General features: G+C 56.8%; 10 protein-coding genes. 2 read left to right on the top strand and 8 right to left on the bottom strand.

What is annotated here, in order from left to right; genetic code table 11:
* Positions 1-176 precede the first annotated feature (176 nt).
* Complete coding sequence (locus tag J2X72_RS12135) at positions 177-4,157, top strand: autotransporter domain-containing protein (RefSeq protein ID WP_310072271.1); 3,981 nt, start codon at positions 177-179, stop codon at positions 4,155-4,157.
* An 86-nt stretch (positions 4,158-4,243) separates the two neighbouring features.
* Here the strand turns inward: J2X72_RS12135 and xth are convergent, their stop codons facing one another.
* The 7 genes from xth to J2X72_RS12170 form a co-directional block, all read right to left on the bottom strand.
* On the bottom strand, positions 4,244-5,038 hold the full coding sequence (xth, locus tag J2X72_RS12140) for an exodeoxyribonuclease III (RefSeq protein ID WP_310072273.1): 795 nt from the start codon (positions 5,036-5,038) through the stop codon (positions 4,244-4,246).
* A gap of 113 nt (positions 5,039-5,151) precedes the next feature.
* Positions 5,152-6,120, bottom strand: coding sequence for an aliphatic sulfonate ABC transporter substrate-binding protein (locus J2X72_RS12145; protein WP_310072274.1), 969 nt, complete (start codon positions 6,118-6,120; stop codon positions 5,152-5,154).
* 132 nt (positions 6,121-6,252) lie between these two features.
* Positions 6,253-7,179 carry a cytochrome c gene (locus tag J2X72_RS12150; RefSeq protein ID WP_310072276.1) on the bottom strand — a complete coding sequence of 309 codons (927 nt, stop codon included), beginning with the start codon at positions 7,177-7,179 and terminating at the stop codon, positions 6,253-6,255.
* A gap of 11 nt (positions 7,180-7,190) precedes the next feature.
* Positions 7,191-7,637 carry a cytochrome c gene (locus tag J2X72_RS12155; protein ID WP_310072278.1) on the bottom strand — a complete coding sequence of 149 codons (447 nt, stop codon included), beginning with the start codon at positions 7,635-7,637 and terminating at the stop codon, positions 7,191-7,193.
* A gap of 249 nt (positions 7,638-7,886) precedes the next feature.
* The gene (locus tag J2X72_RS12160) at positions 7,887-8,240 is read right to left on the bottom strand and encodes a hypothetical protein (RefSeq protein WP_209997599.1); all 354 of its coding nucleotides are present in this window, start codon (positions 8,238-8,240) and stop codon (positions 7,887-7,889) included.
* A gap of 284 nt (positions 8,241-8,524) precedes the next feature.
* On the bottom strand, positions 8,525-8,737 hold the full coding sequence (locus J2X72_RS12165; RefSeq protein WP_310072280.1) for a hypothetical protein: 213 nt from the start codon (positions 8,735-8,737) through the stop codon (positions 8,525-8,527).
* 283 nt (positions 8,738-9,020) lie between these two features.
* Complete coding sequence (locus J2X72_RS12170; RefSeq protein WP_310072282.1) at positions 9,021-9,299, bottom strand: hypothetical protein; 279 nt, start codon at positions 9,297-9,299, stop codon at positions 9,021-9,023.
* Positions 9,300-9,796: 497 nt separating this feature from the next.
* On the opposite strand from J2X72_RS12170, the gene J2X72_RS12175 reads away from it, so the two are divergent.
* Positions 9,797-10,441, top strand: a complete 645-nt coding sequence (locus J2X72_RS12175; RefSeq protein ID WP_310072284.1) for a response regulator — start codon at positions 9,797-9,799, stop codon at positions 10,439-10,441.
* A 143-nt stretch (positions 10,442-10,584) separates the two neighbouring features.
* Here the strand turns inward: J2X72_RS12175 and J2X72_RS12180 are convergent, their stop codons facing one another.
* Positions 10,585-11,283, bottom strand: coding sequence for a hypothetical protein (locus tag J2X72_RS12180; protein WP_310072286.1), 699 nt, complete (start codon positions 11,281-11,283; stop codon positions 10,585-10,587).
* Positions 11,284-11,389: the final 106 nt, after the last annotated feature.

Here is an 11,389-nt window from a genome sequence, read left to right on the forward strand (position 1 = left end):
AATTTCCACGATTGAACTATCAATATAACAATCTGAAATTGTGTGTTTTTTTGCAACATGCGTATTAATTAGCCGCGCCTCCAATTCAGGCAGTTGACACATCGGTGTACAACCGCAAACTCGTGTCAACTCTTATTGCACTTCATATTGCCTGATTTTTTTAAAGGACGCTTTTCATGTATACATTTTCAGGGGCGGATTCCGCCCGTTCTCCGCGGTTCCCTTCATTCCATCGCGCTCGCCGCAAGCTGCTCTCGTTTGCCTCGGCAACTGCGATCGCCATCGCATTGCCAACAGTTCCCGCACTGGCGCAGGAGGCGGGCAAATATTTCAACGCGGACGGGACGAAAACCGATGATCTCGAGAAGGCGGCGGCAAGCTGGCGCACACCCGAGTTCCTTAAGGATCACGCCCTGGCGGGTGTGAAGGCAGAATATGCCTATGCCTTTGGCTTTACGGGCAAGAGTGTCAAGCTCGGGGAAGTGGATTCGGGCGTCTTTGTATCGCATCCGCAATTGCAAGGCAAAGTCACGTCCTTGACAGTGGAAGGTGTATACAGCGCTGACGGTGAACAGTTGGATGGATGGGGCAAGACCTGGAAGAAGGGTGATCCATTCAAGATATTCGGAGACTACCATCCCTTCTTCAACGACAGTCATGGCACATCCGCTGCAGGAGAGATGATCGCCATCCGCAACGCAACTGGCGACGCGAGCCAAGACCGGATGCACGGCATTGCCTTTGATGCGCACCTCTATTCAGCCAATACAGGCGGCACTGACGATACGGTTTATGGACCCAATGTCGACTACGGTTACTTCAAGGAAGCCTATGGTGTTCTTGCCCGCAACGGTGTTCGCGTGATCAACTCAAGCTGGGGGCAGGAAGCTTCCAAGGTCGGGGATTATGGAACACTCGATGGTCTGATCAAGCTCTACAACAGGTTTATCGGAAAGAAGACTTTTCTCGATGCCGCTTTCGAGGTTTCGAAGGAATTTGGCACCATCCAGGTCTGGGCCAATGGCAATAACTATCTTAACAACCCGCGCGCTGTCGTGGCCATGCCTTATTTTCGGCCGGAGGTGGAGCCCTATTGGATTGGCGTTACTGGCGTCACCAAGAATGGGAGCACCATATATGATCGCTGCGGCGTCACCAAATACTGGTGCATGGCTGGTCCAACGGAGGGGATTTCAACAACATCTGTAAGCTTGACGGGCGGTGACGACGACCATGATGGAGGAAGGCACAAACCGGAGGAACTGGCACAAAAACCATTGATGCCAGCATATCGGTCGACCTATAGCGGCACATCGGCTGCGGCTCCGAACGTGACGGCATCATTGGGGCTGGTGATGGAGCGGTTTCCTTATCTCACCGGCACGCAGGCGCGAGATGTCTTGTTTACCACGGCGGAGCATCTTAGCAAGGGTGTTGTCAACGACAACATCGAGGCACCCAATGCGGTGTTCGGTTGGGGGCGGCCTGATCTGAAGAAAGCAATGAACGGCCCGGGTCAGTTCCTCGGGCGCTTCGACGCCAATCTGGGTGCGGACATTACCGACACCTGGTCAAATGACATCAGCCAGGCCGCGCTTGATCAGCGCAAGACCGAAGAGGCCCAGGAGATTGCCGATTGGAAAGCAGAAAAAGCCGCCCATGGATGGAACGATGGTCAATCCGATGCGATTGTGCTGGGGCTAAAAGCAAATGTGCCTGATCTTTTGAAAGCACTGGTTGCGGTCATTCCCACAGGAAAGTTTGAGAAAGAGCTGCAAGCCGTGCGGGACAACGAATTGGCTTCCGTCGTACTGGACCGTCTTATCGCTGACACTAGCTCGCCCACACTCTTCAAATATGCTTCCGATCCAACAATGCCGTCGATAGCAAAACAATTTGGTGAAGAATTAACAAAAATGCTGAACGACAAAGACTTTGCTATCCTTGATAGCGAGATCGCCGTGCCAAGGAATCGTTTGAGCAGCGCTGAAACCCGCGCGGCCTATTTCGCTAAGAAGACCTACGATGCCGGTCTCACCAAATCCGGTTTGGGCACGCTGACACTTGCGGGCAAGAACACCTATCGCGGCGATACGATCGTCGATGGCGGCAAGCTTGCCATCGCTGCAGGCGGCTCGATCATCTCAAACACTTTCGTCAATGACACCGGCCGGTTTTCGGTCGATGGAACAGCAGCCAATGCGACGATCAACCAAGGCGGCGACTTGCGCGTCAACCAGACCGGCATAATTGGCGATCTCACCTTCAACGGCGGTGCGGGTGTCGTTGACGGCAAGAGCGGTAATGCCGGCGTCAACGGCGGCGGCAGCCTGACCATCGGCAAAACCGGGATTGCCGGCGATCTTGTGCTGAATGGCGGCCTGGCTGCCGTTTATGGTACCGCGGGCAATGCGACGGTCAATGCAGGCGGCGGGCTTGGCGGCAAGGGCGGCACGGTCGCCAGCCTTGTCGTCAACCGGGACGGTCTGGTTTCTCCGGCCGGTCCGCTCAATAATAAGGAGCAGGATGACGGCCTGGCCAAATCCTGGCCGCCCCATGGCGCGGAAATCGGCGTCCTGACGGTCGCAGGAGACGCGACTTTCAATCCGGGGAGCCGGCTGAACGTCGGCATCATGGGGGATGCGAGCGGCGCCGACCTGCTTGAAGTCGGTGGAACTGCAACCCTGCTGGGCGGTATCGTTGCCGTGCGCCTTGAAAATCAGGTGGAGCTCCTCAATCAGGAAACGGTTGAAGGGTTTTTTCTGGACAAGTCGTATGAGATTCTCGACGCCGGAAAAACCGTTACGGGCCGGTTTGAAAGCGTGTTGCCGCAGTATAATTACGTGACCGCGGAATTGAATTACAGCGACGCGCACAAAGTGACCCTCGGCTTCGGACTGACCGATGCTGGGCGGGCCGAGGTAGATCGGCTGGCACGCGAAGAAAAGCTGCGCTTGCTGAAGGAGCGCGTTAAAAACCTCGTCCTGGTCGATGCGAAGACGCCCAACCAGATAGCCGTCGGGAATGCGATCAAGAGCCAGGAGCTTGGAAGTCCGCTGCTCAATACGGTGCTGTTCTCGGCGATCGGCGAAGTCTTGCCCTATGACAATCTCTCGGGCGAAGTCCATGCGACGCTTTCCGGCGTGCTTGCCAAGGATGCAAGCGCGATCGGCAATGCGGCGCAAAACCGTATCCGCGCTGCCTTCGACGGGGTCACCGTCACGGAGCAGGCGGTGATGGCGGCACGCTTGGCTTACGCTCCGGCGCAACGGGCCAAGACCAGCGACGCTTTTGCATCGGTAGCGCCGGCACCAGCCACGACCGCCCTGTGGGGCGAAGCTTATGGAGGATGGGCGCATGCCGACGGCGACGGCAATGCGGCGGGCTATAGCCGCAATACCGGCGGCTTCGTCACCGGGCTCGACGGTGTGGTCGCGGATGATTGGCGCATGGGTATGCTGGCCGGTTATGGCAACACGTCGCTGGATGGCCGGGCTTCGAATGCCTCGGTCGACAGCTATTCCGTCGGGCTCTACGGCGGTACCGCATGGGACAATCTGCGCCTGAGCCTTGGCACGGCCCTTACCCAAAACGAGATCGACACGGACCGTACGGCGGTGTTCGGCCATCTTCTCAACAGACACAGCGCTTCCTACGATGCCAGGACCGCGCAGATATTCGGTGAGCTCGGCTATTCGGTGAAGATGGCTTATGCCGATCTCGAGCCTTTCGCCGCGGCGAGCTATGTGCACCTCAAGAGCGATGGCTTTCAGGAAAGCGGCGCTGTCAGCAACCTCACCGGCTTTGCCGGCACAACGGACTTGACCACGACGACGCTCGGGCTTCGGCTATCGCGCGCGTTTTCTCTGTCGGATACCATCGGGCTGACGGCGCGCGGGCTTCTGGGCTGGAACCATGCCTTCGGCGATGTGACGCCCGAGGCGCGGCTTGCCTTTGCCGGCTCCCAGCCTTTCGACGTCCACGGCTTGGCTGTAGCGAGGGACGTCGGGCTAATCGAGGCGGGGTTCGACTTCACCCTGAGCCCGCCCTCGTCGGGAATCGGCAAAGCCACGACGCTCGGCCTCACCTATAGCGGCCAGTTTTCAGGAGAGGCCAACGACAATGCGGTGAAAGCCGATCTGACAGTGAGGTTCTAAGCGTAGAGGCGATTTAAACTACTCACAGCCCCAAGGGGGAGGTGGTGCGCCAGGACTGGCCACACACCTTCACCCTCGCCGAAAGTTTAAGGCGCCGATTTGCGCGCAGGTTCGTCTAGAACAATCCAGGCGGGTGCATGGTCGCTTGCATGGTCCCAGCCCCTGACGTGGCGATCGACGCCGGCACTCGTCAATCGGCCGGCGATCGATGGACTGAGCAGGAGGTGGTCGAGACGCAGACCGGCATTGCGTCCCCAGGCGTTTCTGAAATAGTCCCAGAACGTGTAGATCCTCTCGTCCGGATGGAGGTGCCGGATGGCATCTGTCCACCCTTGCGCAACAAGCGCCGCGAAGGCCTGCCTGACTTCGGGGCGGAAAAGCGCGTCGTCGATCCAGCGCTCCGGCTTGTAGACATCCAGATCGGTCGGCATGACGTTGTAGTCGCCCGCAAGCACGACTGGCGCGTCTGTCGCAAGCAGTTCCTGCGCGCGTTGCGAAAGGCGGTCATACCAGCGCAGCTTGTAATCGAATTTTGGACCCGGTGCCGGATTTCCGTTCGGAACATACATGCATCCGATCAGGACACCATTCACTGCCGCTTCGATGTAGCGGCTATGGGTATCGTCCGGATCCCCGGGAAGGTCACGCGTGGTCTCGATAGGCTCGGCGTCCCTGGCAAGAATAGCGACGCCGTTCCAGCTTTTCTGCCCGTGCCAGATCGCGCCATATCCCGCAGCGCGGATCGCTCGCTCCGGGAATTTCTCCCGAGGCGCCTTGAGCTCCTGCAAGCAGACGACATCCGGCTCGGCTTCCGCAAGCCATCGCAGGAGCAAGGCGAGCCGGCCGTTGATGCCGTTTACGTTGAATGTGGCGATCTTCATCTGTGCTTTTTTGATAATGCATCCGAGTCGTTGCCCGCATCATGAGATAAAGCCGGGCGCATTGGAAGCTGCGTCCGGCCGGTTGCGTCAAATCGAAGAGCGCCTGAGTTTCCTCATGCCTGCTTGGCCCGCCATACGATATCGCTGATGTTGAGCTTCTTCGGCACGATCCTAAGGTCGAAGAACTCGTCGGCCAGCGCCTGCTGATAGGCAATGGCTTCTGGCGTAACACCCGCCACCTTGCCGAGGTCCGCTCCCTCGCGTGACAGGACAACCTTCTCGATATCCTCCGGCACGCCGGTTATTTTCGCGAGGATCCGGACCGTTTCGTCGAGATTGTCTTGCGCTGACCGACCGACAAGCGCCAGCTCATCGAGGACATCCGCCAGAACATCGCCGTGCGAAGCGGCAAACGCGCCATTGCTGAGAAAGAACGACCAGGACTCGATGATGCCTTTCCCCGTTGCCAGCACCCGCGCTTCCGGGCGCTTCTCGGCCACGGCGAAATAGGGGTCCCAGATCGTCCAGGCGTCGATCTGACCTGCAGTGAAGGCAGCGGCCGCGTCGGGAGGGGAAAGGTCGGATGCAACGATATCAGTCACGGACAGCCCGGCCGTCCGCAAAGCTTTGACCGTGAAATTGTGGGCGCTGGAACCGCGTTTGAAGGCGACGCGCTTGCCCTTGAGATCGGCTATCGACCGCAATGGCGAATCGTTGTGAACCAGAATGGCAGAACCCGCCGGTGGGCCCCTATAGGTTCCCGCATAGACCAGATTGCCGCCGGCTGCCTGCGCGAAGAGCGGTGGCACATCGCCTGTCGGGCCGAAGTCGATAGCCCCGGCGCCGAGTGCCTCGAGCAGCGGGGGGCCGGAAGAGAATTCCGACCAGCTCACATCGATGCCACGGTGTTCAAAACGCTTTTCCAGTGCGCCGTTGCCTTTGGCCAGCGCCAGGACGCCATTTTTCTGCCAGCCGATGCGGAGTGTCTTTGGCGATTGCGAAGCTCCATGCGCTGCGAAGGGCAGGGCGGTTGCAGCGGCGGCACCACCCAGAAAAGCGAGAGTTTGTCTGCGATTGATCATGCGAGGCATCCCTTTCCCATAATGTTGGCTCCGGCAAAGGATGGCGCAATGGATCACCGTCGGCGACGTCAGAACGTGCGAACAATCGCGGGGATGGGGAAAATCATGCCTGTTTTGGCGTAGGCGGCGAAATCACTTCGCCGCCGGAAAGCCATTGGGATGCGCCGGCACAGCCTTGAGATAGGCGGCGATCGCGTCACGATCCGCAGGCTCGAGATGTGCCATATTGAGAACCACGTCCGTCATCGAGCCGCCGAGCGAGTCGAAATCCGGCGTGAAACCGCTCTCCAGCGCATAGGAAATGTCCTTTTCAGACCAGGAATTGATCCCGCCTTCGCCTCCGGTGATGTTCGGGATGACGCCCTTGCCCTCCGGTGCCTTGGCGCCCGCCAGCCATTGCGTGTTGTCCGGCCCGCCAATGAAATCGCGAGGCGTATGGCATTCGCCGCAATGGCCCGGGCCCTCCACCAGATATTGACCGCGTTTGATTGGATCGGTGGCATTGGCCAGCGTGAGGACCGGCTGCGGCGAAAGGAAAAGCCGCTTCCACAGACCAATGCCGCGCCGGATCGTGAAAGGAAAAGCGAGCTTGTGCGACCCGGCGACATTATCGGATGGAGGCAGCGTCTTCAGGAAAGCGTAGAGATCGGCGATGTCCTGCACCTGCATGCGCGCATAGGATGTATAGGGAAAGGCCGGATAAAAATGCCTGCCATCCGGCGAGACACCTTCCATCATCGCATTGGCGAGGTCGGCGAAGGACCAGTCGCCAATGCCTTGCTTCGATGGGGAAATGTTCGGCGTCACGAAGATGCCGAACGGCGTGACGAGGTTGACACCGCCCGCGAGCACCAGCCGCGCATCGCCCTTGGAACCCGGGGCTGCATGACAGGAGGCGCAGCCTCCTTGCCAGAAGATGCCCATGCCGCGTTGCGCATCGCCGGGAGCTGCCGCGGCAAGCTTTGCCGGGTCGACATGGGAGGGCGCCGAGAGCAACCAGAACCCAGCCCCGCCAATCAGCGCCAGAATGATGATGAGCAATGCGAGCTTGCGCATCATGAGTTAACGACCTAGTCTTTCTTGATGCGGAAAGCCTTGTGGCAGGAAGCGCAATTTTCGGCTACCTGGTTGAAGACGACCTTGAAGCTATCGAGGTCCTTCGGGTTGGCTTCGGCTGCCGCGGCCGCGTCTTTCTGGTACTTCGCTACGGCGGCGGCAAAGCCGGCATTGTCTTCCCAGATCTTCGGCGAAGCGGTCGTCTTGCCTTGGTCGGAACCGGCAGGGAACAGCGTCGCCACATCGATCTTCTGCGCATCCTCGTTCAGGTGTGTCAGTGCGGCCTTTACCGCATCGGCGTCGAACGGTTTTTCGCCCTTGATGATGGGTGTGATGCTGCCGACGGTCTTGCCCTGATCCTTCATGAGCGCCTGGCGGTCAGCGAGCGCGTCGGCGCTGGCCGGTGCCGAAAGTGCGATGGCAAGCAAGGGCGCCGCAGCAAACGAAATCAGTCTGTTCATGGGTGTCTCCGACTCTTGTGGCTAAAGTAGTGTGGCTTCAAGGGCTTCCGGTGGGCACTCTAGATTATACATTGCAAAAAGCACGCGGCCGTTTCGATCACATTTTCGTTTGTAGGCAAGTCAGGGCCTGTTTTCATTCACGCTCTGACGGCCTGCTCGAAAGCCACCATTTTCGTCTGGTCATATGTATCTCGACAACCCCCTAAAGCAAAAAAGCCCCGGCGTCAGACGCCGGGGCTGGTTCTCCTGTCAGAACTGTAGATAGATCCCGCTCCTGCGGTAGCGATAAGGGTCATCCCAGGTTCGATAGTATGGGCGATCCCCGTAATAGGGGCGGCGGTAATACCGGTCGCCATAGTACCTGCGATCCCAGCGGCGATGGTGCCTGCGTTCCCAACCGTAGTGCCTGCGGTCCCAGCGGCGATAATGCCGGCGATCCCACCGGTCGCGATAGTGGACGGTTTCGACATTCGGATTCGGCGCAGCCTTCGAGGTTTCGACTGGCTGCTGAATGGTCACAGGCGCGGCGCTCGCCGTCTCGAGTGGAACAAGTGTCCCGATCGACACCAGAACCGCGCTTAGGGCTGAAATCAACTTTCTCATTTATTATTCCTCCAGTGAAAGCCCCGTTTTTGCCAAAGGCGTTCAACACGTAATCGTCCCTGAGATATTAGACATAAGTCCAATTCTCTGAACCTTGGATGAATAACGGTCAGCAGTGGGGCAGGGATCAAAACGAGGCGATCACTTTTGAGAACTTGTTGTTCCAATGCGTGAAAAAGCAGACTGTCCGGTCGGTTCGTTCGCGAACCTGCAAGCGCCGCAGTGCCTTGAAGATGCCGGTCATCATCGACTGATAACCGGCACATATGTTTGTATGTTCTGTCTTATGCGTGCTTGTAGACGGGCTTTCCATGATGCCTGTGCCATGCATGATGCTTCGGATGATGCACGACGTGATGATGATAATGGTGATGATGATAGACGCGGTGGTGCCTGTGATGAACCGGCTCAGCAGCGCTTGCATTCGTGGCAAGCAATGGTGCGGAGACGGCGAGGGCGATAGCGAGGCCGAGAGCTGAATAAAGAGACGATTTCATATCCTTGGGTTTCCTTTGGTGGGTAACAGAAGAGGAGGGACTGCAACGCGCAGGTGTAGAATCGGTCCACCTGCCTCTTTATCGGATGCGGATGTTTCGGCGCTATTTCCCGCATGTGGTGTTTGGTTTCTGAAATGTTTCTCAAATAGGGCGGAGATTCTGTAACTGCAGCAATGGATTGGCCGCACGTATTTCAAAGCGATGAACGCAAAGCGGCCCCGCCAATGACGGGGCCACTTCAGTGCAACAAGCAACAATTGCCGCCAGGATAGTTATGGAAGAATTAGCGCCCACCCGCCTCGCTTGTCGCATGGTCCTGCGTAAAGGCCTGGCGTAGATGCACGGCCTTGGCGGCAGCATTCTCAATATATTCCGTGGGGCAGCGCAGCATTTCCTCTCGGATGCACCGCTCGACTTCCCTTGCTGCCTCCAGATGCTTCTCGAGCAGCGCGGTGTCGACGCCGGCCGCCTTGAGACTGGTGCATGAAGAAACAAGTCGTGCCACTTCGGCCCTAGCCTGTTCATGATAATCAATGGCGATCATCAATAGAATCTTTTCCATCTTGGCCTTTGTGGAGTTGTCGTTAGTGGCAGGGGGCGTCGATAGTCGCCGCGCTTGAAAAATCGAGTTTGCTTTCATCCCGGCGTCTTGACGCAAGTCGCTGGCAAGCGAAAGTGACAGCGCTGTCCCCTTGTCAGAGGACAAATTAGGACAGTGAATTGAATTCAAGTAATAGAACAATTCCCAAATGAATGTTTTCAGTAAATAAACAAAATAAACTTTGCGCGACGCATTCGCGTCAAAATATATCTTAATATTATCCGGTTTGCCAGCTTTTACACTTTGATTTTACAGTGGCTACGATTTTAAAGAGTGTGTTTCATATCGAGTCGTCAAGATGAATGCCCTGCTACGTGATGGTCGGCAATAAGTCAACCGCAATCGGTGCCGTTTCGCACGACTCGCGACGAAAGTGCGGCGCTTTCCCTATATGCACGAAGCCGAATCGGGCTATAAAAAGTGCTTTGAACTAAGGCACTTATTTCGAAAGTTTTTTTTTGACAACAGAGCATTCAATACAGGACGTATTGATCGTCGAAGACCAGCATTTGATGCGCCTGGCACTGGTGCATGAATTGCAAGCTGCGATTCCCGCCTGTGTCGTGCACGCCGCCGCAACATTGGACACAGCGCTGGCGCTGATCGAGGCCAATCAGTTTGCGCTGATCCTTATCGATCCTGGGCTGCCAGGTTACGATCCGCAATCCGGGACGGATCGTCTGAAGACCATAAGCACCCTGGTTGAACGAACGCCCGCTGCCATCCACATCGTTATCACCGGCGCCGAGAGTGCACAGGAGTGGGAAGAGGTCCGGGCTATTGGCGTAGCCGGCTACATTGCCAAAAACAGCCTGAAACCCGGTACCATGACGGCCATTCTGCAGACGATAGCGGATCACGGTTGTTGCGTGGGCTTGATGCACGAAACGAGTATGCCGCCGGAAGTCTACCATGCGGTACTTTCTCCGAGGGAACAGGAGCTTGTCCAGTGGATGATGCAAAGGCCGGCGAATATCAGCCGCAAGGCTATATACGATCAGCTTGGCGAGCATCTCAACATCGATGCGGCTTCCGCGGAGCGCTATTACAAGCGAGCCAAGGCCAAGCTCTTGAAGTTCGGGCAGTTGCCGGATTCCATATAGGACCAGTTGCGAAGTCTATGGCGGTGGTCATTTGGCGCGATGTTCTGCGCTCCGGCGCTCAATACTCAGTACGATGGCTCGTCGCAAGGATGATCGCGAAACCACGCCATGTCTGTCGCCGCAGCGGCTTTCAAAACGGACTCCTAGCGCCTCCCAACGGCGAAGTCGCGCAGGTACTTGTAGATCGGCAAACAGCGTTCGATCGTCTGACGAACACGTAAGGGATATCGATCCAGATCGATTCGTCCGGCATTGGGCTCGAAACTCGTGCTACTGGACGCAGCCCGGTGCCAGTCCTCCCGCCCGATCCAATCCGACCGGCCCCCCTTCTGCCAGTTCAATGCGTGAAGCATCGGATCGAGGCCAAGTGCGCCGAAGTAGGCAGTGACGACGCGCGCAGGATCCTGCCGCAGCGTTTCGCCATCGATAACGACTGGAAGGCGGCCGGTCCTTGTTCTGACCTTCTCAAAAAGCTCCAGCTGACTGTCGAACCCGGCGTCTTTCTCCGTATAGTCATTCAGCATCGTGTATAATGAAGGGATTGAAAGTCGCGGATCCCTGATCAGAAACGTATTCTCGCCTCTCTCGAAAATCTCGTCGCCAACATACCCAACGACATGATGAGCCATCTCTTTGATGAATACTTGTCGGATGGTACTCTGGTGCACCAGCAATTCGGTTACGCATGAGAAATCGGTATCCGCAATGTATTTACTATTGGTATCATTCAGATAATACTTGTAATATGGCTCGCCGTGAACAAAGAAATCACCGCGCTGATCCATCATTTTTTCGAAAGCGGTAGATAATGATCTTGGTATGCACCATAAATTTAATAGCATTATACACTTACATAGATATATATTGATAATTAATTTAGTTATGAATTTTTCTTTTAGGCGTTCCTAGGGCGCCATATAAGTCAGATATTGATAGTACTATTTGCTC

The organism is Phyllobacterium sp. 1468, assembly GCF_031455525.1.
GTDB lineage: Bacteria > Pseudomonadota > Alphaproteobacteria > Rhizobiales > Rhizobiaceae > Phyllobacterium.

Excerpts from the sequence above, each read along its gene's own strand:
- J2X72_RS12150 (WP_310072276.1), bottom strand. The coding sequence starts at position 7,179 with ATGATGCGCAAGCTCGCATTGCTCATCATCATTCTGGCGCTGATTGGC.
- J2X72_RS12145 (WP_310072274.1), bottom strand. The coding sequence starts at position 6,120 with ATGATCAATCGCAGACAAACTCTCGCTTTTCTGGGTGGTGCCGCCGCT.
- J2X72_RS12160 (WP_209997599.1), bottom strand. The coding sequence starts at position 8,240 with ATGAGAAAGTTGATTTCAGCCCTAAGCGCGGTTCTGGTGTCGATCGGG.
- xth (WP_310072273.1), bottom strand. The coding sequence starts at position 5,038 with ATGAAGATCGCCACATTCAACGTAAACGGCATCAACGGCCGGCTCGCC.
- J2X72_RS12165 (WP_310072280.1), bottom strand. The coding sequence starts at position 8,737 with ATGAAATCGTCTCTTTATTCAGCTCTCGGCCTCGCTATCGCCCTCGCC.
- J2X72_RS12180 (WP_310072286.1), bottom strand. The coding sequence starts at position 11,283 with ATGCTATTAAATTTATGGTGCATACCAAGATCATTATCTACCGCTTTC.
- J2X72_RS12135 (WP_310072271.1), top strand. The coding sequence starts at position 177 with ATGTATACATTTTCAGGGGCGGATTCCGCCCGTTCTCCGCGGTTCCCT.
- J2X72_RS12155 (WP_310072278.1), bottom strand. The coding sequence starts at position 7,637 with ATGAACAGACTGATTTCGTTTGCTGCGGCGCCCTTGCTTGCCATCGCA.
- J2X72_RS12170 (WP_310072282.1), bottom strand. The coding sequence starts at position 9,299 with ATGGAAAAGATTCTATTGATGATCGCCATTGATTATCATGAACAGGCT.